At 74.5% G+C, this 21,956-nt stretch carries 15 protein-coding genes; 9 read left to right on the plus strand and 6 right to left on the minus strand.

Annotated elements, in window-relative coordinates; all coding sequences use genetic code 11:
• Positions 1-175 precede the first annotated feature (175 nt).
• Genes ACP4J0_RS16100 through ACP4J0_RS16110 form a run of 3 tightly spaced genes read left to right on the plus strand, consistent with a single transcriptional unit; the run spans position 176 to position 5,351 of the window.
• Complete coding sequence (locus tag ACP4J0_RS16100; RefSeq protein ID WP_426599355.1) at positions 176-4,024, plus strand: CHAT domain-containing protein; 3,849 nt, start codon at positions 176-178, stop codon at positions 4,022-4,024.
• Positions 4,021-4,698 (plus strand): hypothetical protein, encoded by a 678-nt coding sequence (locus ACP4J0_RS16105; protein ID WP_426599356.1) that lies wholly within the window; start codon positions 4,021-4,023, stop codon positions 4,696-4,698. The genes ACP4J0_RS16100 and ACP4J0_RS16105 overlap by 4 nt, the downstream gene beginning before the upstream one ends.
• On the plus strand, positions 4,698-5,351 hold the full coding sequence (locus ACP4J0_RS16110; RefSeq protein WP_426599357.1) for an RES family NAD+ phosphorylase: 654 nt from the start codon (positions 4,698-4,700) through the stop codon (positions 5,349-5,351). Before ACP4J0_RS16105 ends, ACP4J0_RS16110 begins: the two co-directional genes overlap by 1 nt.
• Positions 5,352-5,605: 254 nt before the next feature.
• Here ACP4J0_RS16110 and ACP4J0_RS16115 read toward each other — a convergent pair whose 3' ends face one another.
• From ACP4J0_RS16115 to ACP4J0_RS16125, 3 genes are read right to left on the minus strand one after another with little or no spacing between them, the layout of a single operon-like run.
• Positions 5,606-7,228, minus strand: a complete 1,623-nt coding sequence (locus ACP4J0_RS16115; protein WP_426599358.1) for a Yip1 family protein — start codon at positions 7,226-7,228, stop codon at positions 5,606-5,608.
• Positions 7,206-7,964 (minus strand): hypothetical protein, encoded by a 759-nt coding sequence (locus ACP4J0_RS16120; RefSeq protein ID WP_426599359.1) that lies wholly within the window; start codon positions 7,962-7,964, stop codon positions 7,206-7,208. Before ACP4J0_RS16120 ends, ACP4J0_RS16115 begins: the two co-directional genes overlap by 23 nt.
• A 26-nt stretch (positions 7,965-7,990) precedes the next feature.
• Positions 7,991-8,674 carry a hypothetical protein gene (locus ACP4J0_RS16125; RefSeq protein ID WP_426599360.1) on the minus strand — a complete coding sequence of 228 codons (684 nt, stop codon included), beginning with the start codon at positions 8,672-8,674 and terminating at the stop codon, positions 7,991-7,993.
• A 238-nt stretch (positions 8,675-8,912) separates the two neighbouring features.
• Here ACP4J0_RS16125 and ACP4J0_RS16130 point away from each other — a divergent pair, with 238 nt between their 5' ends.
• Positions 8,913-9,608, plus strand: a complete 696-nt coding sequence (locus ACP4J0_RS16130; protein WP_426599361.1) for a 4Fe-4S single cluster domain-containing protein — start codon at positions 8,913-8,915, stop codon at positions 9,606-9,608.
• Here the strand turns inward: ACP4J0_RS16130 and ACP4J0_RS16135 are convergent.
• Complete coding sequence (locus tag ACP4J0_RS16135) at positions 9,583-10,785, minus strand: macro domain-containing protein (protein ID WP_426599362.1); 1,203 nt, start codon at positions 10,783-10,785, stop codon at positions 9,583-9,585. The two genes, ACP4J0_RS16130 and ACP4J0_RS16135, sit on opposite strands and share 26 nt — an antisense overlap.
• Before the next feature lie 184 nt (positions 10,786-10,969).
• Between ACP4J0_RS16135 and ACP4J0_RS16140 the strand changes: the two genes are divergently transcribed.
• From ACP4J0_RS16140 to ACP4J0_RS16155, 4 genes are read left to right on the plus strand one after another with little or no spacing between them, the layout of a single operon-like run.
• Positions 10,970-13,255 carry a serine/threonine protein kinase gene (locus tag ACP4J0_RS16140; protein WP_426599363.1) on the plus strand — a complete coding sequence of 762 codons (2,286 nt, stop codon included), beginning with the start codon at positions 10,970-10,972 and terminating at the stop codon, positions 13,253-13,255.
• A 57-nt stretch (positions 13,256-13,312) separates the two neighbouring features.
• Positions 13,313-14,959 carry a hypothetical protein gene (locus tag ACP4J0_RS16145; RefSeq protein WP_426599364.1) on the plus strand — a complete coding sequence of 549 codons (1,647 nt, stop codon included), beginning with the start codon at positions 13,313-13,315 and terminating at the stop codon, positions 14,957-14,959.
• A gap of 32 nt (positions 14,960-14,991) precedes the next feature.
• Positions 14,992-16,995 (plus strand): AAA family ATPase, encoded by a 2,004-nt coding sequence (locus ACP4J0_RS16150; protein ID WP_426599365.1) that lies wholly within the window; start codon positions 14,992-14,994, stop codon positions 16,993-16,995.
• Positions 16,992-17,591 carry an FHA domain-containing protein gene (locus tag ACP4J0_RS16155; protein WP_426599366.1) on the plus strand — a complete coding sequence of 200 codons (600 nt, stop codon included), beginning with the start codon at positions 16,992-16,994 and terminating at the stop codon, positions 17,589-17,591. Before ACP4J0_RS16150 ends, ACP4J0_RS16155 begins: the two co-directional genes overlap by 4 nt.
• Before the next feature lie 164 nt (positions 17,592-17,755).
• Here the strand turns inward: ACP4J0_RS16155 and ACP4J0_RS16160 are convergent, their stop codons facing one another.
• Positions 17,756-19,075, minus strand: a complete 1,320-nt coding sequence (locus tag ACP4J0_RS16160) for a radical SAM protein (RefSeq protein ID WP_426599367.1) — start codon at positions 19,073-19,075, stop codon at positions 17,756-17,758.
• A gap of 106 nt (positions 19,076-19,181) precedes the next feature.
• Here ACP4J0_RS16160 and ACP4J0_RS16165 point away from each other — a divergent pair, with 106 nt between their 5' ends.
• The gene (locus tag ACP4J0_RS16165) at positions 19,182-20,438 is read left to right on the plus strand and encodes an FAD-binding protein (protein ID WP_426599368.1); all 1,257 of its coding nucleotides are present in this window, start codon (positions 19,182-19,184) and stop codon (positions 20,436-20,438) included.
• A gap of 199 nt (positions 20,439-20,637) precedes the next feature.
• On the opposite strand, the gene ACP4J0_RS16170 is transcribed toward ACP4J0_RS16165, so the two are convergent.
• Positions 20,638-21,903, minus strand: coding sequence for an alpha/beta hydrolase family protein (locus ACP4J0_RS16170; protein WP_426599369.1), 1,266 nt, complete (start codon positions 21,901-21,903; stop codon positions 20,638-20,640).
• Between the last annotated feature and the right edge of the window lie 53 nt (positions 21,904-21,956).

The raw sequence follows: 21,956 nt of genomic DNA on the forward strand, positions 1-21,956 counted from the left end.
CATCACGGGACGCCCCGCGTCGACGGGCCACGACCGGGAAACGTCCGGTTCGGACGGAGAGTGGTCGGCTGCCGGGCGGCAATCGGTCGATCTCCGGTCGGGCGGCGGCGGCCCTCGCCAACCGGCCGTGCCGGATCGCACGGACGGGCATGATGAGTACGGGAGGGAACACCGGATGGACGACGCCGCGCACGACGCACACGCCCCGCACCACTCGGACGACTCACCGGTCCGCGCACGCGCCGAGGCCGCCCTGGCCGGGACGGCGGACTGCGCCGTCCCCTTCCGTGCCGGGGAGCACAGCGGCCCCAGCGGCCCGGAGCTGGACGCCCGGGTCGACGAACTGGCCCTGCTCGCCGAGGAGTCGGAACGGGCAGCCGGCCAGGAGGTCCTCCGGGCCCGGCTCAGAGCACGCCTCGGGACGCTGGTCGCCACGCGGTACGTCCTCGGCCAGCGTCCGCAGGACCGGCTCCGGGCTCGCGAGCTGCTGCAGGAGGCCCGCGAGTCGGCGCTGCTCGACGCGGAGTGCCGCGGCACCGCGCGCCGCGATCTCGTCGCCCTGCTGGCATCGCGGCTGGTGCGGTTGGAAGCGGAGGTGCGGGAGGCGGGGGTCGACGCCACGGACGGTCTGCGGCTGGACGACGTACGCATCGCCATGGAGGCCGGCAGGCCCGAGCGGTACGGCGGCTCCGGCCTTCCGGAGGACACCCAGCTGCTGCTCCAACTGCTGCCGGCGAACGACTCGGAGAACCTGAACCCTGAGCAGCGGGAACACTTCCTCCTGCTCGGTGCCGCCCTGGAGGCGATGCGACGCGACGACATGCACGGCGTGTTCGCCTCGGCCGAGCGGTTGGTGCGGTCCGGCCGGCACGAGGGCTCCTTCCTGCCCCGTTTGCTGAACTCCGTACTGCCCACCCTGGCGTCGCTGCTGCCGCACGACTCTGCGGCGGACGCGGAGGAACAGACTCCGAACCCGACGGGCGGCATGAACGTCCTGTGGGAGATCCTGGCCCTGACCGAGGCGCAGGACCCCGGAACACTGGCCCCCGCCGAACTGCCCAAGCTCCTCGGCGCCCTGACGGGCCGCGCGGACACCGGGCCGGACGACTCCTCGCTGTCCGCCCGGATGATCGCGGCCATGCTCCACCTGGCCCAGGCCACCCGCACCGGCGACATGACGGGCATGAACGCCGGGCTGAAACTCGTGCACGAGGCGTTCACGGCCGGCGAGTTCGACGCGGACCAGCTCACCGACTGGCTGCCGGGCGTCACGGCCGGCATGCTCGCCGGAGCCTCGATGACCGGGGGCAGTCTCCAGGACGAGGAGCTGGCCGACGCGATTCTGCGCGATCTCGACCGGACCGGCGGTCCGCCAGGCGGCCAGCTGGCGATCACGCTCCGCGCGTGCGGCCATTTCCTGCGGCTGCAGATCGCCCTGTCCCGCGCGTCGGACAGCGGTGACCTGGACGCCGTCGAGTCAGTACTGCTCGAGCTCCAGGAACTGGACGACGCGCTCGCCGGGGCCGAGGAGTGGGTGACGGTGATGCACTCGTTCCTGCTGGGCTCGGCGTCTCTGGCGATGGCGCTGCTCAGCCGGACGACGGAGGACGTCCGCACGGCCGTGCACCACTTCGAGCAGGTCATGGAGCAGTCGGTGGACATCCCCGCACTCCGGAAACTGCTGGACGCCTCCTGGGCCCCGCTGCTGGCGCTCACCGCGACGGTGGAGAAGGACCCGAGCCGCCTCGCCGCGGGCATCGAGCGCACCCGGTCCACGCTCGAGGGCCCGGGAGTCACCTTCGACTTCGAGTCCCGGGTACGGAGCGCGCTCGCCATCGCGCTGGAGACGCTGTACGAGCTCACGGGCGACCCGGCCGCCCTGGACGAGGCCGTGACGGAGCTGCGGCACGCCCGGGCGGCGCTGCCGCCGGACGCCCCGGGCAACGCCTCCGTCCACGGATCGCTGGCGAAGGCCCTGGCCGGCCGGGCGGGCACGCGGCCCAGCACTCCCGAGGCCACCGAGGACCTGCGCGCCGCCGTGGGCGCGGCCCGGGACGCGCTGCGGGCCACGGCGGACGACGTGCTGCTGCAGGCCGGGGTGCGCCACGGACTGCGGATGGCCCGGCAGGGTGCCGACCGGGGACGCACGGCCGCCCTGTGGGCCCTGCGGATCGGGGACCCGGAGGAAGCGGTCGGCTGTCTGGAGGCCGGCCGCTCGCTGGTGCTCCGGGCCGCCGCGGTGTCCTCCGGCGTCGCCGACCGGCTGGCCGCGCTCGGCGCGCGGGACCTCGCGGAACGCTGGCGCACCACCGCGTCGGCGGCCGAGGTCCCGGCCGCCGACGGGGTGTCCCGCTCCCCGCTCGACGAGCTGCTGTCCGGATCGCCCGGCGGACCCTCGCTCCCCGGCGACCTGCGGCGCGAGTCACTGGCCCTGCTGCGCGGCCGGGAGCGGCCGGCCGACGAACCGTCGGCAGAGACGGTGACCGCACTGCGCGCCGGTCTGGCGCGCTCCGGGGTCGACGCCCTGGTCCATCTGGTGCCGGGCTCCGGTACCGAGGACGGCGCGCTGCTCCTCGTCACCCCTCAGGGACCGGTCGGCGTGGTCCGGTCTCCGGCGCTGTCCGGCGACGGCCGGGCCCCGGTGAGGGACTTCCTGACGGCCGGGGCGGCCCGGCAGCGGCTGGAGTCGGCCGACGTGGAGGTGTCGCACCAGGAACACGACCGGGCGGACCGGGCCTGGTCGGCGGCGCTCACCGCGCTGTGCGACTGGGCCGGTGGCGTGGTGGGCCCGGTTCTGGACCACCTCGGCCTCTGGGAACGGGCCCTGCACGAATCCGGGCTCACCCGTCACCCGGCGGACGCGGACGGTGCGCGCGGGGCCGCCCCGGACGGCACGCGCTCCGCCGACGAGCACGGCACAGGCACCCCCGACCCGGGAGACACACGCTCCCCCGACCCGGCGGACCCAGGCTCCCCCGACCCGCAGGGCACGCGCTCCCCCGAACCGGCGGACCCAGGCTCCCCCGACCCGCAGGGCACGCGCTCCCCCGAACCGGCGGACTCACGCGCCCCCGGCGCCGAGGGGCCGCGCGAGGCCGCCGTACGGCTGGTGCTGGTGCCCTGCGGTGAGCTGGGGGTGGTGCCGTGGCAGGCGGCCGTGCTGCGGCCGCCCGCCGGGGCCGGCGGCCCGGACGCCGTGCGGCTGTGCGAGGTCGCGGTCGTCTCGCACGCGGCCTCGGGACGGGAGTTCCTCCGCGCGTCGGCACGGCGGCGCATGCGCCCGGCCGAGCGGCCCGCCCTGGTCTTCCACGGACACGACCTGATGTGGGCAGAGGAGGAGGTCGAGGTGCTCCAGGAGCGGTACTACCCGGATGCCGAGCACTTCACCGAGTCGAACGGCACCACCCCCACCCCGGAGGCGGTCCTGGGGCTGCTCGGCGCGCGGGACGACGCTCCCGCCTCGCTGGTGCACCTCGCCTGCCACGGGCTGGCCGGGCCCGACCCGACCGCCTCCGCCCTGCGGCTGGCCCCGCCCCCGGCGGCCGCGGCGGACGGCGCCGTCAGCGCCGACCTCACCCTCAGCACCCTGCTGGACGCCCCGTCCGGCGGCGCCCCGCCCCGGACACCGGGCCCGCTGGTGGTGTGCAGCGCGTGCGAGACGGACCTCACCACCCGCGACCACGACGAGGCGCTGACGGTGACCTCGGTCCTGGTCCACCGGGTCGCGGCCGACGCCATCGGTTCCCGGTGGCGGGTCCCCGACGGCAGCTCCGAGATCCTCATGCTGGTCCTGCACGACCGGCTCGCCGCGGGGCTCGCACCGCCGGACGCCCTGCGGGCCGCACAGCGCTGGATGATCACCCCGCCGGACCTGCGTCCCGCGGTGGCCGGGCTGGCGGACGTCTCCGGCTACCGGCTCCGCCAGGACTTCCGCGAACGGCCCGAGACCTGGGCCGCCTTCGTCCACCAGGGCAATCCCGCCCCGGCCGCACCGCCCGAGACCGCCCAGGGGGGAATCCGGTGAACCCGACCGACCTGCTCGTGTCCCTGAAGGAGAACGCCCGCCTGCTGCCGGGCGAACTCGACGAGGAATCCCGGCGGAAGGTCGTCGCCGCGCTGCGCCTGCTGTACGACGAGACCGTCGCCGGCCGGGTGCCGGGCACGGCCCGCGCGCTGCGCCGGCTGGTGCGTGCGCTGGCGGTGCTCCCGCCCGGCCATCCCGTCGCGGAACATCTCGACGGCAGGCGGTACGCCACCGGGACCCCGAGCGTTCCGTCCGCCGCGCTCGTCGCGGATCTGATCGGCATCCTGGACGAGGCACCGGCCGGGCCGGAGGAGTTGCGACGCTCCGCCCGCGCTCGCCTGCTCGCCGCCCCGGCCCTGTCGCCGCGGGAACACGCGGGCCTGCTGGCCCGTGTGCCCGACGGCGGGCCGGAGCCGCCCGGCGTGATCCGGCTCAACGACCCGGGGAACGGCCCGCGTTACCCGCGGTTCCAGTTCAGGCCGGGCACGGCCGAGCCGCTGCCCGTCGTGCGGCGGATCAACGAGCTGCTGCGGGCCGACCGGGACCCCTGGGGCGCCGCCGACTGGTGGCTGGGCGGCAACGCGTGGCTGCGCGGGGTCCCGGCGGAGCTGCTCGGCACCCTGCCGGACGAGGACCTGGTCGAGGCCGCCGCCGAACTGGTGGAGGGCGGCTGATGGTCGGTCAGATTCCGCCCGAGGGCGTGCCTATGGAGCCGGTGTGCACCGAGCTGCCGGCCGGGTCCCTGCTCTGGCGCTGCCACGACGCCCGGTACGGCGTGGGGCAGTACAACCCCCGGACGGCGCACGAGCACTTCAAGGGGAGCCGCTTCGACTCCACCGAGAAGGACCCGTACCCGTACCTGTACGCCGCGCTCGATCCGGTGACCGCGCTCGCGGAGGTGCTGCTGAGGTCGGTGGAGTTCGACGAGCGGGCGGCCGTCCGGCAGGTTCCGTGGGCACAGGCGTCCCGGTACCTGCTCTCGGCGGTCCGCACGGTCTCGGACGTGACGCTGGTCGACCTCACCAGCGCCGAGGGCCTGGCGGCCGTGTGGCAGGACGACTGGCTGGTGACGAGCATGGAGTACGCGCAGACCCGGTACTGGGTCCGGCTGATCCGGGCGAACAGCCCGGACACGCAGGGCTTGTGCTGGACGTCCAAGCGCTGCATGCCGCGGAAGGCCCTGCAGTTCTTCGGGGACCGGTGCCCCGAACCGCTCTTCGCGTCCCGGCCGGAGGAGTGCTACCGGCTGGACTCCGCCACCGGCCTGGCAGAGGTCAACCGGCTGCTGGGCCCGCTGCGGGCGGTGATCTCGGAGCCCGAGTTCTGACCGGTGGAATCCGGGCCCACGGGCTCCGTCGACGGGGCCCTGCCGAGGAGCTCCGGCCGATCGCCCGGTCGCAGCACCGGCAGATCGGTCACAGCACCGGCAGATCGGTCACAGCACCGGCAGATCGGTCACAGCACCGGCGGGTCGGTCGCACAGCCGGCAGCCCGGTCGGTGGCAGTCGGTCCAAGGCCGTCGCCCGGACTGCCACCCGGTCGGGCGGCAGTCCGGGCGACGGCGCCCGAGGCGGTCGGCGGTCAGCGCCGTCCGGCGGCCGGCAGCAGCGGCCAGGTGTCGGCGAGCTTCATGGCCGCCTCCGTCACCGCCGGGTCGCCGGATCCGGTGACCAGGCCGTTCAGGTAGGCCGCCGCCGCCGCGTCGTACAGCGCGTGCACGGCACGGATCCGCTGCTCCGTCGCCTGCCGGCGGTCCTCCCGGCGCGCCTCGGCGGTGTTCCGCGTGGCCCGTGCCCGTTCCGTCGCCGCGACGCTCTCCTCGCGGCGCCGCAGGAGTGCGTCGTGGCGTTCCACCGCCGTCCGGTAGGCGTCGAGGAAGGGGTGTTCGCGGAAGAGTCCCAGCAGGAGACTGATCCCGCCGGACAGCAGCAGGAGGGCGCAGAAGATCGCGGTGACCGTCTGGGGTGCCAGGTCGAGACGGTCCAGCAGGGTGGCGGTCGGTCCGGTGTCCGCGCCGGCGAATCCCTCGGCCTCCGGCGGCAGTTCGGTCTCGCCCTCGCTCTGCGTCACGAACTTGGCGCGCAGGACGCCGAAGAGGACGGTCAGCGCCACCCACACCCCGAGCAGGGTGAAGGACGGCACCCACGAGGCGCGGACGGCGCCGGTCGTGGCCCGCCAGCGCAGCATGCGTCCGGCGAGGTGGGGCAGCAGGACCATGACGAACGCGGCGGCCGCCGCCAGCGTGATGGTCTGGGTGTCGGCGTCGACGCTGCCCACCCCGTGGAACGGCTGGAAGGCCGCCCAGTAGATGGGCGCCTCCACCAGCACGATCGCCAGGAGCGTCACCCACGTCAGCCAGCCGGGCAGCCCGGGTCGTTTGGCCAGTCCCTCCCAGGCGTCGGCGGGGACGTCCCCGACCGCGGCCCGCGCCCCGGTGAACGGCGTGCGGGCCGGTGCCGTGCCGTCGTCGCCTTCACCGTCGGCGGGACGGGGTGCCTCGCCGGTGCGGGGCACCGGCTGGAGGATGTCCGGCTCCTCCTCGGAACGGGTCTGCCGGGCCTGGGCGGGGACGCCCGCGGGCGTCTGCTCCGGCCGGCCGGCACCGTCGTCGCCGTCGGCGGTGGCGTCGTCGCCGCCGCGGCGGGGTGACGGGACGGCGGGGAAGGTCTGCTCCATCCACCGGGCCTCCAGCCGGGCGCGGATGGCGTCGCGGAAGCGGTTCCAGCGGGTGGTGCGCCGGGCGAGGATGTCCAGTTGTTCCTTGGCGGTGGCGATCTGCTCCTCCGCCTCGCGCAGACGGTGGTCGAGCAGCGTCGTGTCCGCCGTGCACTTGGTGACCTCGGACTCCGCGCGGGCGTCGTGGAGCTTCTCCTGTTCCTCGGTGAGCCCGGCCTGTTCACCGATCCGTCCGATCACCCGGTCCCGCACGGAGGCGAGTTCGGCGAAGTAGGGGACGCGGTCCCCGCTCTGCAGCACCCAGGGGTCGAGCACTCCCCGCTTGGCCGCCTTGCCGCCCATGGCGCTCGCGGTCCGCAGCAGCCGCCGCTCGGCCCGGTCGTCGAGGACGGCGGAACCGTCGGGCCGCGGTACGGGCACACCGCCGCGGCCGCGGACACCGCTCGGCCAGTCCGCTCTGCGGGGTGCCGGCAGGCTCAGCCGACCGCGCCGCTGGCGGCGCGGCTCACTGGTATTCGTTGTGGACATCGGCCTTCGCCCTCTCTTCCAGGACCTCCATCCAGAACTTCTCGAACCCCTCGTACTCGCTGGCCCGGTCCCCGTACTTCATGCCGAAGCCGACGGGGTAGACGCCCATTCCGTCGATGGCGGGCAGGCCGCGTCCCCTGACCAGGGAGGCGATGGCCTTGTCCCGCCCCGCCTGCGTCGTGAGGTCGGCCTCGCCGATCGAGAACTCGGGGTCGGACTGCTCGAAGTCGCTCACCACGAGCAGCTTGGCCTTCGGGCCGTCGGAGGGCATCACCGAGGCGATGCGGTCGAGCGCGCCCCACACGTCGGAGCCGGGACGCTCCTCCTTGGCGCACTTCAGTTCCTTGAGCGCCTCGCCGGCGGCGCGGGCGCGGGCCTGGCGCCGCTGGCTGTCCTGATCCGTCGTCTCGTCGTGCGGCGGGTCGAGGTCGACCCGGTCCACCTTGCAGGACGAGATCTGGGAGGTGTAGGTGATGGGGGCGAAGTCGACGGTGCCGCACTTCTGTTCCTGGAGGAACGGCAGCAGTTCGTCCTTCAGCTTCGCCTCGGCGTCGAACCCGTTCTTCGTCGCGCCCGCCGAGCCCGAACCGTCGACGACCACTCCGCAGGGTGTGGTGAGCGCCTCGGACTGGGAGGTGCAGGACGCCAGGGCGGCGACCAGGGCGGCCGCCGGTATGAGGGCGAGCAGCCGGCCGCCGCGGGGCGGCCGGGGCCGCACGTGTGCTGAGAAGTGCACGGTGACCTTCCTTGTGGAGGGGGAACTCATCCCCTGTTGCCCGTTCCGCGCAGCGCGCCGCCCCGGGTTGTCTGGCTGTCGAGGATGGCCAGGGCCTGCGCGACGGCCGCCGGGTCGGCGGCCGTCGCGGGTGCGCCGGGCCCGTACCAGCGGTCGGACAGCAGGCCGTCGTCGACCCGGTGCCAGGTGGCGTCCAGTTCGGTCCGGCCCGGCAGCCAGCCGGTGGGGCGTCGCTCCGGGATCTCGCGCGAGCGGCGGGCACGTGTCCAGGCGGCGTCCCAGTAGCAGGCCAGCAGGTGGTTGGCCTCGTCGACGAGGCCCTGGGCGTGGGACCGGCAGACGGTCGCGGAGTTGCGCCAGGCGCCGACCATCTCGCCGTAGCGGGCGAGGGCGGCCGGTGCCGGCGCACCGCGCACCGTGTACTGGGTGACGACCCGTACGGACTCCGCCTGGATCCGTTCGCTCAGCGCGCGGTTGCCGAGCAGCATGCGCGAACGCAACCGGGTGGTGCTGCGGACGACCTGCGCCCGGACGCCCAGCACATAGGGCGGCAGACCGTCCGTGGAGGGGTGCCGCCCCTCCCCGACGTCCGTCAGTACGTCCAGCAGTCCCGGTGCGTCGCGTCGGCCGTGGCCGCGGGCGACGGCCGTCGAGACGATTCCGATTCCCAGTCTTCGGGCGGTTCCGCCCGTGCGGCCGGAATTGATCATTGGAGCTACCCCCATTCCCCGCGTGATCTCCGTGGAGATCGTGGCGCGGTGACGGAGAGAGTAGCGGAAACGATCGCCTCCGGAGAGGCGAAAACAGAGGGGGAATCGACCATTCCGGCGGGCCTCCGAAAAACAACCGGATTCCGTCCGGTATCCGGCCGGGTACAGGCGGGAACACGATTGCGGGCCGGTTCCGGAGCCCGACATACTCGCGGTCAGCACCCGAGGAGGAGTGGTCATGGACGTCCGGATCAGCGGGACCCACTTCCCCCTGGAGGCACTGGGGCCGGGCAGGCGTCTCGGTGTCTGGTTCCAGGGCTGCTCCCTGGCGTGCGCGGGCTGCATGTCCCGGCACACATGGGATGCCCGAGGGGGGACGCACGTCTCCGTTTCCGCGCTGCTGGAGTTGTGGGGGGAGGCGTTGGAAAGGGGTGCGGAGGGGCTCACGGTCAGTGGCGGTGAGCCCCTCCAGCAGCCGGACGCGCTGGCCGGGTTGCTGGCCGGCGCGGCCGGTCTGCGGGACGAGGCGGCGGGCGGCTCGGCGGCCGGGGCCGGGGCCGGGGGGATCGCCGCGGCCGATCTGCTGGTGTACACGGGATACGAACTCGACGAGTTGACGGAACATCAGGTCGCGGCGCTCCAGCACGCCGACGCCGTGGTCACCGGGCGGTTCCGGGTGGCCGAGCCGACGAATCTGGTGTGGCGGGGCTCCGCCAACCAGCGCATCCGGCCGTGCACGCCCCTGGGCGTCGTCCGCTACACGCCGCACCAGGAGCGGGAGAGCACCGGCGCCCGCCTCCAGGCGGTGGTCGACACCGGGACCGCCATGGGCCTGCGGCTCTACGGGGTGCCGTTGCGCGGCGAACTGGCGGAACTGGAACGGCGGTCGAAGAGAGCGGGAGTGTCGCTCAGCGATCCGAGCTGGCGGCCCTGAGCACGTCGGCGTGGTCCGGTCGGCGCGTCACGAGACGCACCGACCAGGTGGTGTCCTCGCGCAGTTCGCGCCGGACGGCCCACAGCAGCCAGCGGGCGGCGGTCGGGGCGGGCAGGCCGCCGCGACCCGCGCCGATCAGGGGGAAGCAGATGGTGGACAGGGGCAGGGAGAGGGTCGCGCGCTCCTCCCGGGCGAGCGCGAACGAGGCCTGCACGGCCTCGGCCAGTGCGGCGGGTGCGACGTGGTAGCGGTCACCGTCTTCCACGGGGGTGGAGACGGCGGCGTGGTGGATGCGTCGTACGCCGTGCGCGGCGAGCGCGCCGGGAGAGGTGGCGACCACGGTGCCGGGCCGCACCGGCAGGCCGGCCCGGCCGTGGCTGCGGAGCCAGGTGCTCAGCTCGCGCGGCAGGACGTCGTCGACGATCTCCCCGGCGGCGTTGCGGGTGGCGGCGGCCCTGCGCAGCGCCGCGGAGACGGTCGGACGGAAGATCTTGGACATCTCGAGGTAGACGTTCTCCGAGGAGACCAGGATGTCCGCGTCCCGCACGAGTTCCATCGGGCAGACCCGGATCTCGATCCGGGCCGCCACGTGCGCGGGCACCGGGGCGGCGGGCGGCGGATCGGCGAACAGGAGGGACGCGGCCGGTTCCGGCGCGGTCCGCGACGAGGTGTCCTCCGCCGTGCCGCCCGAGTCGGTCGGGTCACCCGTGCCGCTCGGGCTGCCCGGGCCGCCCGGGCCGCTTCGGCCCGGCCGGGCCGTGGCCTCCCGGGCCAACGCCAGTGCGCCGGTCGCCACTTCGGCGAAGACCTCGAGCTCGTGGCTGCGCCGGAACCGCTCGGTGCTCACCCCGTAGACGGCCGCCGCGGCCTTCCTCCGGTCGGCCGCGGGCACACCGCGCCGGTCGGCGAAGAGCCCGAAGGTGTGCGCGGCGGCCCGGGCCAGCGGATCGCACCCCGGTCCGTCGTGCAGCGGGCCGCCGCCCGTCAGACGGCGCACGGCCGCCGCCAGCAGCCGTTCGATGCCCTCCAGTTCGTCGTCCTCCCCGCCGCACAGCCCGGCCGCGACGGCGGTGTCCCGCAGCGCTTCCCGGGCGCAGTGCCGGAGCCTGGGCAGGCCGGGCCGCCGGAGGGCCCTCAGTTCATCGACGAGGGCCTGGTGCGGGGGAAGGGTGCGCATGCGGTGCATGGTAATCCGGGGGGCGCGCGAGGAGAGCGGTCCGGAGTGCGCTCTCTTTGTGCGCCGGTACGCGCCCGGGTAATTCCGTGGAACACGTTCGTACCGGAATTCCCTTGGGTATTGTCGTGCCACCCCCGCACCCATCATTGCGGTCGTCCCCGAAGTCGACTTCCCGGAAGGCCGGATGGTGACTGATTTCGTTTCTCCCACGGACGGCGGATTCACCGATGCCCGCCGGACCGAAACCCGCCCCGTACGCGACGACGTACCACCGGCGCTGGCCCGGAGATTCGCCCTGGTGAAACTGCTGAGGGCCGCCGAACGCCCCAGCCAGGCCGTCGTGCTGCGCGTCCGGGAGGCCGACGCTCAGGCAGGTGACGCGCCGCTGGTGCTGAAGTGGTACCACCGCATGCACGCCCCGGACCCCGCGGTGGGACGGCTGCTCGGCGAGGAGCCCGGCCCCCACCTGGAACGGCTGGTCGAGGCGGGGCTCGCCGACGGCCACCCGTACCAGCTGTTCCGGTCGCACGGGGAGACCGACCTGCGGGCCTACCTCGACGGGAGTCCCGGCCCCATGCCGCCCGCACGGGTCGAGGCCGTGGCCCGGCAGCTGCACGCCGCGGTGTCCGCGCTGCACGAGCGGGAGATCGTCCACCGCGACGTCACCCCGGACAACATCATGGTCGAGAGCCGCCGCGGGAACGCGCTGGAGCTGGTGCTCGTCGACTTCGGGGTCGCCGCGTACCGGCCCGCCGAGGACCCCGGACCGCGGCGGGCCTGGCGGGGAAAGCCCAAGTACCTCGCGCCCGAGGCCGGCGCCCTCCACCAGACCGTCTCCGAGGCCGGAGACTGGTGGGCGGTCGGCATGATCCTCGCCGAACTCGCCCTGGGGACACACCCCGTGGACTTCTTCAGCGACGAAGCGGTACTCAGGGAGATCGCCACGCACGATCCCGACGTCAGCGGCGTCCGCGACGGGCGGACCCGCCGGCTGTGCGAGGGGCTGCTGACGCGCGCCCCGGAGGACCGCTGGGGCGCGGACGAGGTCGCGGCGTGGCTGGCCGGGGAGTCCCCGCCGGTCCCCGGCCGCACCCGGGGGCAGGCACCGGGCACCCCGCCACCGTCCGGCCTGCGGCCCTTCCACTTCCTCGGCGAACGGCACACGGAACCGGAGCACCTGGCCCGGGCCCTGGACTGCCATCCGTCCGCCACGGACGCGATGCTGGCCGACGCCGAGGACCGCGCCGCCCTGGTGGAGTGGCTCGGCCAGTTCGAGACCGCCGGCGGGCGCAGCCCCGAGGAACTGCGGCGGCTCGCCGCGCTCCGCGGCGAGCTGCGCGAGCCCCCCGGCCCGGAGACCGGCGCCCGGCTGATCACCTGGCTCGGCCCGTACCGCGAGGTGTCCCTGTGGGGCGTGCCGCTGACCGCCGAAGGCATCCGCGCGCTGAGCCGGGGGGCCCGCCGGGACGACTCCGAGGCGCTCGCCCTGGTCCGGCACCTGACGGGGGCACCGGGGATCCTGACCGTCCTGTCCCGGCGCCCCCGCGGGGAAGGCCTGGACGAGGTGCGCGAGCGCTGGGGCGCGCTGCGGGACCGCTGGCCGCACCTGGTGCGGGAGCTGCGCCGCGCCCCGGACATCGGCGGACTCGACCGGGTCCGCAGGGCCCTCAGGCGGACCCCCGCCGTGGACGCCCGGCTCCTCGAACTGGCCCGTGAACCCGACCGCGCGGCGGCACAGCTCGCGCGGGAGGCCGCCACGGTACGGGGCCGGCTCGCCGCGCCCGTGCCCTGGTTCGACCGGCTCGTGGAGTCCGGCGAGGACGGCGAGCCGCTGCGGCTGCTGGTGGCGGCGCTGCTCGCCGAGCACGCCGTGCGCGAGGCCGCCGAGCGGCACTCGCGCCAGGTCGACGAGGAGGTCCAGCGGCTGATGGACGAGGACGCGGACGGCGTGGTGGCCGTCATGCGGCGCATGGACCGGCCGCCGACGCTGGCCTGGGCGCTGTTCGGCGCCACCGTGCTGACGGCGCCCTGGTGCTTCGTGATCGCGCTGGCCGACGCGCTCGGCCGCGCCTCCCAGGAGGCGGTCGTCACCGCGTGGGTGCAGACGGTCCCGGCGGCGGCCGCGGTCTTCGCGGCGGAGCTGCTGACCGCCGCCTACATCGGGCCGCCCGCCTACCACCCGCACCGGTCGCTGGCCGGGCTGCTGATCCGCACCGCCGACCGGCCCGCGAGGTTCGTGCGGTCGCGCCGGTTCGTGACGGTGCTGCTCGGCGCGGCCGTCCTGGCCGGTGCGGTGCTGCTCGGCTTCTACGCGCTCGCCGTCGCTCCGTGGGTGTGGCCCCTGGCCAGTGTCGTGCTCCTCACCGGGTGGAGCGTGCGCCGCTGCCACGCCTGGCGCCGGGAACGGCGCGCCCGGCTGGCCCGCCGGGTGGGCGTGCGGCGCGGCCGGATCGCCGCGCGCCGTGCCTGACGGGCCCGTCCGGCACCGACATTCCGATGCACATGAGCAGAGAACGGGAGGCAGGGGATGAGCGCAGGAGCCGCGTTTCCCACCCTCGACCTGGTGGCACCGGCCGTGGCCTTCCCGGCCCCGGCACCACCGGTCGACCTGTACGCGGTGCCCGATGCCGGTGCGGCACAGCTGGGCGACGCCGCCGCCCGGGCGTCCACCCACGCGGGCGACGCCGCCACGCAGGTGTCGGACGCGGTGAGCCACGGGCTGCAGGAGGCGGCCCAGGCGGCCGTGGAGGTCCTCGGCACGCTCAGCGGCGTCCTGCTCGCGGGCCGCGCCGCGATGCTCACCACCCGGGCCCTCGCCTCGGCCGCCGTCCGGGCGGCCGAGGAACAGCGCTGCCTGGAGCGGCAGGAGGCCCTGTCGGCCACCTGCGCCGAACAGTGGGAGGCGGCCGCGTACGCGGTGGCACGGGCGAACGCCCGCAGGACCGCGCTGCTGGCCCGGCACGCGCGCGCCGGCGTCCCGTCCGGCGGCGACCAGGGGCCGCCGCGCCCCGACCTGCCTCCGCCACTGGACCCGGTGGGCCGTCCGCTCGGCGCGCTCCGCGCCGACCTGGCCCGTTTCGAGGAGGCCGTACGCCGGGCCGAGGAGACGCAGACGGCCTGGGAGGTCGGCCGGCTCGCGGACGTGATGGACGACGCGGACGAGGCCGACGACGCCTGGCGGCGCCTGATCCGGGAGCGCCGGGACGCCATGCTGGCCCGCCACATGTCGCACCGTGAGCCGGCCGCGGAGCGGACCGGTCAGCCCCTCGCGGAACCGCCCCGGGCGACGGCGGACACGGAACGGGACGCCGAGGCCGTCCGCCGGCTGGGCGCGGACATCCTGGCCGCGCTGGATCCGCAGGCGGCACCGGCCACCGTCGAACTGGCCGTCGCGTCGGTGGGGCGGGCCGCACGGCACGCCGGGGAGAACCCGACACGGGCCCGCCGCCACCTGGGCGAGGCCCGCAAGTTCGTGCAGGACGCCAACCGAAAGGCACGCCTTTGCCGGGCCGAGGAGGAGTGGGCCGCCGCCCAGCTGGACTTCCTCACCCGCCGCGCCCCCGAGGACACGGAGCCGCTGCCCGAGGCGCCGGACGCGGAGCAGCCCCTGCGCCGGCTCCTGGCGGAGGGGGTGCCGCTCACTCCCGAGGAGCGGCGGCTGGTGGAACTCCGGGTCACCGAACGGCTGACGTATCTGGAAGGGCTGTACGTGCGCACCCAGTTGACCGGGGTGATGGCCGAACTGGCGGAGCGCTACGGCGGCCCGGCGGACGCGACGCGTCCCGAGGGGCAGGAACTGCGACTGGACTGGACCCCGGACGGCTGGGGGCCCGACCACTGGCTCCGGGTGACCCTGGTCCACGGCACGCTGCGCATCGCCACGATGTACCGCGGGGGCGGCCCGGGCGAGCGGCGGCCCGAGGACCTGGCCGTGGACGACGCACGCTGCGCGGAGGCCCGCCTCCGGATCGACGAGTTCGCCGTCGTGGCACGCGGGCTGGGGCTGGACCTGGACATGCGCATCGAACAGACCGAGGGCGCGCTGCCGGGCCTGCGCGGCGAGGACGGCGCCGTCGCACTGGACGAGGTGCTCGCGGCGGGCGCGCGGAACCGCGCACCGGACCACGGGACCCCCGCCCGCAAACACCGGACCGTCGGTGACCGGACCCGCTGACACGGCGGGGGCACCCCCATCGGGAAGGACACATGAACCTGCAGAAGGAAGCCCGGTTCCCGCTCTTCGCGGAGGAGCTGGCGGGCACCCTGAGCGTGCACGCGCAGTACGTCCTGTACGGCAACTTCCGCGACCTGCACCTGGTGCGGATCCGCGACCGCGACCATCCGCTGCCCCTGCTGGGGGTGTTGTGGAACCGGCTGCGCCCGCTGGGCTACCAGGCGCTGCTGCTGTGCGACCAGGTCTCGGGCATCCAGGTGATGCAGGCGGACGACAACGTCCGGGAGGCGGTGCTGACGCTCCTGGAACCGCTGGACTTCCCGGGCGCCGGTCCGGCACAGACCCAGCGCACGGTGGCGCAGCTGAGGGCGATCGGTGAGGGCTGGGGGCCGGAACGGGCCAAGGTGCGCGGCGACCGCGTACTGCCGCCGCTGCGCGTGGCCCTGGTGATCGACCACGCCTCACGGCTGGTGGGCGACGTGAACCGGCTGACCCCCGAGGAGCGCGACTTCTTCCTCGCCTGCCTCCAGCTCGCGGTCGAGGCCAAGCCCGTACCGGGCCCGCCGGGCGCCACCGACGACGCGGCCGGATCGCTGTTCAACCCGCTGATCTGGCTGGCCGACGGCGAACGGGACCTGCCGAACTGGCTGCTCACGGGCAGCGAGCGGATCCGCACCGTCGCGGTGCCCGAGCCGGACGCGGACGAGCGGCGGCGGATGGCGCGGCAGCTGCGGCGGGAGTACCTGCGCGCCGCGCCGTCCTGGCAGCCGGACGGGGAGCGGACGACGACCGCGCGGGCGGCCGGCCGCGCGACGGAGGAGGAGGCGGAGGAGTCCGTCGGGGCGTTCGCGCGGGCCGCTTCCGGCATGAACCTCACCGCCATGCAGGAGAGCCTGCGCCTCGCCCTCGCCCGGCACCTCCCGTTCGACCGGATGCCGGACGCGGTCCGGATCTACCGGCTCGGCGTGGAGCGCAACCCGTGGAGCCGCGACGAGATCCGCCGGCGCATCCTCAAGGGCGAGGACCCCACGGACGAACGGGCCATCCCGCGACGGGTCCTGGGCCAGGAGGCGGCCGTGGCGATGACCCTCGACATCCTGAAGCGGGCCGCGCTGGGGCTCTCCGGTGCGCAGGCCACCAGCCCCGGGCACCGGCCGCGCGGCGTGCTGTTCTTCGCCGGGCCCACCGGCACCGGCAAGACGGAGCTGGCGAAGGCGGTCGCCTCGGTGCTGTTCGACAGTGACCAGGCGTACCTCCGGTTCGACATGAGCGAGTTCTCCGCGGCGCACTCCGCCGACCGACTGGTCGGGGCGCCGCCCGGGTACGTCGGTTTCGAGGCGGGCGGTGAACTCACCACCGCGGTACGGGAGAACCCGTTCCGGGTGATCCTCTTCGACGAGATCGAGAAGGCCGACAAGGGCGTCCTTGACAAGTTCCTCCAGGTCCTGGAGGACGGCCGGCTCACCGACGGGCAGGGCGTCACCACGTACTTCAGCGAGTGCGTGCTGATCTTCACCTCCAACCTGGGGGTGCAGCGCACCGATCCGCAGACCCAGGAGTGGCAGCCGCTGGTGGAGCCGGGCACGCCGTACCCGGAGCTGGAGGCCCTGGTCCGCAGGAACATCAAGGAGCACTTCGAACGGGTCATCGGACGGCCGGAGCTGATGAACCGGCTGGGCGGGAACGTCGTGGTGTTCGACTTCATCTCCCCCCAGGTGGCGGAGCAGATCTTCGATCTCCAGGTCGGCAACGTCCGGCGGCAGCTGGCCGCCGGGCACGGCATCGTGCTGGAACTGACCGACGAGGCGCGCGAGGTGCTGCTCGGCCACTGCACCAAGGACCCGTGGAAGGGCGGGCGGGGCATCGGCATGGTCCTGGAGACCCACCTGATCAACCCGCTGGCCCGCGCCCTGTTCGCCAAGCCCCATCTGGCCCCGGGGGCAGTGGCGCTGGTCTCGGACGTCAGGCAGGACGAGGCCGGACGGGTGGAGATCGCGGTGGACTTCGGGAACGGCGTGGAGGGCGGGGCGCGATGACGGTGCCCGGCCACGGGGGCGACGACGACGCGGGAGGGCCCGAGGACGACGGCCTGGACCTGGTCCCGCTGTCCGGTGTGCGTCCGCTCGGGCGCGGCGCCACGTCACCCGTGGCGCCGCCCGCCGCCACACCACGCCTCGTCACGTGTCCGCACTGCGGTGCCCGGCTCCCGGCCGGCACGGCCTCCTGTCCGGCGTGTCTGTCGCCGCTCCGGAGCGGCCCGGCGCCGGCGGGCACCGCGCGGGGGCCGTCCCGGACCGCGGCGCTGCGGCTGGTGTTCCGCGGCGCCGGGAGCCACCTCGAAGTACCGCCCGGCGGGGAACTGCGCCTCGGACGGGACCCCGCCTGGGCCCCGGAGGCGGCCGGCCTCCTCGCGGAGGAACCGACGGTCTCGGACCGGCACGCCGGCATCACCCACGGCGAGGACGGCACGGTCTCGCTGACGGAGGTCCCGCAGGGCGCCACCAACGGGGTGCGGGTCAACGACCGGGTCCTGGCCCCCGGCCGGACGGAACGCCTCGCGGACGGCGACCGGGTGTGGCTCGGACCGGTGGTCAGCTTCACCGTGCGGATCCCGGGACAGCCGTCCTGCTGACCCCTCCCCGCGGGCCTGGGGCGGGGAGTCGGACTCGCCTCCCCGCGGGCCCGGGGCGGGCAGCCGGCCTCCCCGCCCCGGTCCGGGCCTTCGCCCGGTCACCGCCGTCCGGCGTGGAGACCTGTGGCGGTGACTCGTTCCTTCGGGTCCGCTCGTACGGCGGCTCACACCTCGACGGGCTCGTCCTCCGGCAGGCTGTCCATGAAGGAGCTGACCGAGAAGACCGCGCGGCCGGCGCCGGGCAGGCCGTAGCCGGGGGGCGAGGACAGGCCGAACTCGTCCATCGTGGCGCGGTACGCCTCGAGCAGCCGGATGTGGTACTCCAGCGGCGCGCCCTGCGGGTTGGCCTTGCCGAGCGGGGTGGTGGGCTCGGGGCACCAGGTGGTGAAGCGGGGCGTGATGCCGTGCGACATGAAGAAGCGCAGGCCCTCGGTGGTGGACGCGATGGCCTCGTCGACCGTCTTGAAGCCGAAGGGCTCGGCCATCTCCACGCCCGCCACGAAGTTCGGGATGACGTTGCGCGCGCCGAACACGTCGGTGGAGTCCAGGATGCGCTTGTGCCACTCGTCGCGGCCGACGTAGCGCTCCTTGCCGGGGCAGTACATCTTGAACAGGTACTCGTCCCACACCTCGTAGTTGGGGTGGTAGATCTGCACGCCGTAGTCCTTGAAGCGCTGGACGTCCGGCTTCGGCAGGGCCTGGGCGACGACCTTGCCGATCCACCGGCCGGGGAAGTGCTCCTCGATGGCCTTGGCGTACCGCCCGTAGAAGTCGGCCTCGTCCAGGCCCTGGACCTTCGACGTGATCGCGCCGCCGGTGAGCGTGTACGCGGTGGAGATCTTGGCGGTGTCGTACTTGTTGATGATCTCCAGCGCCTCGAGGACCTCGTCGACGTCCTTCACGCCCGTGTACGGCCGCCCGGCCGCCTTGTGCTGGCGCCAGTTGTGGTTGATGTCGCAGTACTGGCACTCCTCCTTGGCGCCGAAGTACTGGCAGACGCGGAACGCGGTCAGGTAGATCAGGTAGCCCCACTGGATGGTCGGGGCCACCTCCATGACCGACTTCCCGTTGGAGAGCTTGTGCCGGTAGTACTCGGGCATGGGCGGCACGCCGACGTCCGAGATCCGCCTGCCGTCCAGGTAGAGACCGAGCTGTCCCTCCTCGTCGGCGGCGACGCGGTAGGGGGACGCCGGGTTCACCCGGACCGAGACGACGGTGCGGCGCAGGTCGTAGGGGCCTCCGGTGAGGATGATCTCCTCGGGCGGGCGGCGCAGCGCGGCCTCGCCCAGCTCCGGCAGGGTGCCGTGGTCGAAGGAGAAGATGAAGTACGACTTCGGCTTGACCTCGCCGTCCTCGTTGTCGCTCAGCGCGGAGGGGTCGAAGGCCACCCCGCCGCGGAGCAGGTCCTCCTTGAAGACGGCTTCCCGCGGTACGTGCGGAAAGCGCTCCATCAGATCCTCGACCAGCGCGGTACGGCTGCCCATCCCGTGTCTCCTCCCGGCTCAGGCGTTCGACTTCTCACGGTATGCCCCCGCCCGTGCGGCTTCCCGCGCGGGGCCCCTCCAGACGCGCCGGGTAGGTTTCCGCGGTATGAGCGACATCACGGTGACCAATTGGGCCGGCAACATCACGTACACGGCCAAGGAGCTGCTCCGGCCGCACTCACTGGACGCGCTGCGGGCCCTGGTGGCGGACAGCGCGAGGGTGCGGGTGCTGGGCAGCGGGCACTCCTTCAACGAGATCGCCGAGCCGGGGACCGAGGGCGTCCTGCTGTCACTGGCCGCGCTGCCGGCCCAGGTGGACGTCGACACGGCGGCCCGTACGGTACGGGTCGGCGGCGGCGTCCGGTACGCGGAGCTGGCCCGGCTGGTGCACGGGCGGGGGCTGGCGTTGCCGAACATGGCCTCGCTGCCGCACATCTCGGTCGCCGGGTCGGTGGCGACCGGCACGCACGGTTCCGGGGTGGGCAACGGGCCGCTCTCCTCGTCCGTGCGCGAGGTGGAGCTGGTCACGGCGGACGGCTCGACGGTGACCGTCGCGCGCGGCGACGAGCGGTTCGGCGGCGCGGTGACCTCGCTCGGCGCGCTGGGCGTCGTGACCTCGCTCACCCTCGACCTGGAGCCGGCCTACGAGGTCGAGCAGCACGTCTTCACCGAGCTGCCGCTGGACGGCCTGGACACGGCGACGTTCGAGGCGGTGGTGGCGGCGGCGTACAGCGTGAGCCTCTTCACGGACTGGCGGGCTCCCGGCTTCCGGCAGGTGTGGCTGAAGCGGCGCACCGACCGGCCGCTGCCCGACTTCCCGTACGCCGCGCCGGCCACCGAGAAGATGCATCCGGTGCCGGGGATGCCCGCCGTGAACTGCACCGAACAGTTCGGGGTGCCGGGCCCCTGGCACGAGCGGCTGCCGCACTTCCGCGCCGAGTTCACGCCCAGCAGCGGCGCCGAGCTCCAGTCGGAGTACCTGATGCCGCGCGAGCACGCGCTGGACGCCCTGCGTGCGATGGACGCGATACGGGAGGTGGTCGCGCCCGTTCTCCAGACCTGTGAGATCCGCACGGTCGCCGCGGACGAGCAGTGGCTGAGCCCCTCCTACGGCCGGGACACCGTGGCCGCGCACTTCACCTGGGTCGAGGACACGGCCGCGGTGCTGCCGGTGGTGCGGCGGCTGGAGGCGGCACTGGCACCCTTCGCGGCCCGGCCGCACTGGGGGAAGGTGTTCACGACACCTGCGGGGGCGCTGCGCGCGCTCTACCCGAGGCTGGACGACTTCCGGGCGCTGGCCGGGGCGCTGGACCCGGCGGGGAAGTTCACCAACGCGTTCGTACGGGGGGTGCTGGCCGGCTGAGCCGCCCGGGCGCCCCGGCCTCGGTCTCGGTCTCGGTCTCCGGTCTCCGGTCTCCGGTCTCCGGTCTCCGGTCTCCGGTCTCCGGTCTCGCGAGCGGTGGTACCGCACCGCTCGGCGGGCGTGCCCGGCCGGGCGCCCGCCCGCACTCACTCACGCACGCGAGCACACCGGCACCCGACCTCCCCGCCCTCCCCGGCCTCTAGGCCAGGGAGCGGAACCAGCGCACCACGGCCGCGGTGCCCGCCTGGTGCGAGCCCAGGTGCCGGGAGTTCTCGTAGTCCGGGGTGCCGAGGTCGACGGTCCGGACGTGGACGCCGCGGGCACGCAGGGCGGCCCGGCAGTGGGCGGTGTTGGCGGTGACGGCCTGCTCGTCGCCTTCGGCGTAGTAGAGCCGGAGCGGGGCCCGCGGTGTCCAGTCGGCGCACACCCCGTCGGTCACCCGCAGGGCCTCCGCCAGCCTCCCGGAAGGGTGCTCCAGCATGGCCCGGCCGTGGGGTGTGAGCAGGTCCTCCAGCGTGTCCGGGGTGCCGAGCACGACGTCCTGGCCCGGGTGCGTGCCGTCGAGCAGGCCCTCGATCGTGCGGTGGTAGTCCTCCTCGAACACCTCGGCGGGGCTGTCGTAGAGGTGGTGCAGCCGGTTGAAGGCGACCAGGGTGAGGGCCGCGTAGATCACACCGGCCTTCTGTTCCGTCTCCCCGGCCAACAGCGCGGGCAGTTCCACGTCCCGGAAGGCGTAGGCGCCGCTGACCGGTGCCACCGCGCCGAGCCGGAACCAGTCGTCGGCACGTTCCTGAAGCGCCCGGGCGAGTCCCAGCGCCGCCGAGGCGCCCTGGCTGAAGCCGGTGGCGAACACCTCGCGGCGCAGGTGGCGTCCCTGTTCCGCGGCGACGGCGCGGGAGGCGCGCAGCATGTCCAGGGCCGCGGTGGTCTCGGAGGGGATGTCCATCCACGGGTGCGGTCCCGGACCGAGGCCCAGTCCCAGGTAGTCGGGGAGCGCCGTGGCGAATCCGGCGGAGGCGTGGGTGAGGGCGGGGGCCTGGTCCCACACGCTCGTCGAGACGGACGCCACGTCCCCCTTGAACAGTTCGGTGCCGTGGGTGAACGACACGGTGCTCAGCCGTCGTTCGCCGTTGCGGGGCAGGGCCAGCAGGCCGCTGGCGGTGGTGGGGCGCCCGTGCGGGTCCACCGTGCGGTACACGATCCGGTAGGTGTCCACCCCGTACCGCACGGTGCCGGTGTCCCAGGCGCCCTCCTCGTCGCCGGCCAGTTCGGCCACCACTTCGCCGGCGGACAGCGTCCGCAGGTGCTCGGTGGAGACGACCGCTCCCCGCGCGCCGTCCGCCGCGACCCGGACGGGCCCGGCGGGCCCGCCCGGGGCCTCCTGTGCCACGGAGACGGCCGTTCCGCTCACTGCCAGGGCCGCGGCCACCGCCGCGGCCGTCATCACTCTGCTCGTCCGGTTCATGCGACGACCGTACGAAGCGGACCGTGTGCACGGCCATGCGGTCAACCCGTGTG

Origin of the sequence: Streptomyces sp. WG7 (assembly GCF_049975785.1) — a bacterium.
Lineage (GTDB): Bacteria > Actinomycetota > Actinomycetes > Streptomycetales > Streptomycetaceae > Streptomyces.

What these genes read in the sequence shown, in the direction of transcription:
- ACP4J0_RS16150 (WP_426599365.1), top strand. Translation starts at nt 14,992, where the DNA reads ATGAACCTGCAGAAGGAAGCCCGGTTCCCGCTCTTCGCGGAGGAGCTG.
- ACP4J0_RS16155 (WP_426599366.1), top strand. Translation starts at nt 16,992, where the DNA reads ATGACGGTGCCCGGCCACGGGGGCGACGACGACGCGGGAGGGCCCGAG.
- ACP4J0_RS16140 (WP_426599363.1), top strand. Translation starts at nt 10,970, where the DNA reads ATGGTGACTGATTTCGTTTCTCCCACGGACGGCGGATTCACCGATGCC.
- ACP4J0_RS16165 (WP_426599368.1), top strand. Translation starts at nt 19,182, where the DNA reads ATGAGCGACATCACGGTGACCAATTGGGCCGGCAACATCACGTACACG.
- ACP4J0_RS16160 (WP_426599367.1), bottom strand. Translation starts at nt 19,075, where the DNA reads ATGGGCAGCCGTACCGCGCTGGTCGAGGATCTGATGGAGCGCTTTCCG.
- ACP4J0_RS16115 (WP_426599358.1), bottom strand. Translation starts at nt 7,228, where the DNA reads ATGTCCACAACGAATACCAGTGAGCCGCGCCGCCAGCGGCGCGGTCGG.
- ACP4J0_RS16130 (WP_426599361.1), top strand. Translation starts at nt 8,913, where the DNA reads ATGGACGTCCGGATCAGCGGGACCCACTTCCCCCTGGAGGCACTGGGG.
- ACP4J0_RS16145 (WP_426599364.1), top strand. Translation starts at nt 13,313, where the DNA reads ATGAGCGCAGGAGCCGCGTTTCCCACCCTCGACCTGGTGGCACCGGCC.
- ACP4J0_RS16110 (WP_426599357.1), top strand. Translation starts at nt 4,698, where the DNA reads ATGGTCGGTCAGATTCCGCCCGAGGGCGTGCCTATGGAGCCGGTGTGC.
- ACP4J0_RS16125 (WP_426599360.1), bottom strand. Translation starts at nt 8,674, where the DNA reads ATGATCAATTCCGGCCGCACGGGCGGAACCGCCCGAAGACTGGGAATC.
- ACP4J0_RS16170 (WP_426599369.1), bottom strand. Translation starts at nt 21,903, where the DNA reads ATGAACCGGACGAGCAGAGTGATGACGGCCGCGGCGGTGGCCGCGGCC.
- ACP4J0_RS16100 (WP_426599355.1), top strand. Translation starts at nt 176, where the DNA reads ATGGACGACGCCGCGCACGACGCACACGCCCCGCACCACTCGGACGAC.
- ACP4J0_RS16135 (WP_426599362.1), bottom strand. Translation starts at nt 10,785, where the DNA reads ATGCGCACCCTTCCCCCGCACCAGGCCCTCGTCGATGAACTGAGGGCC.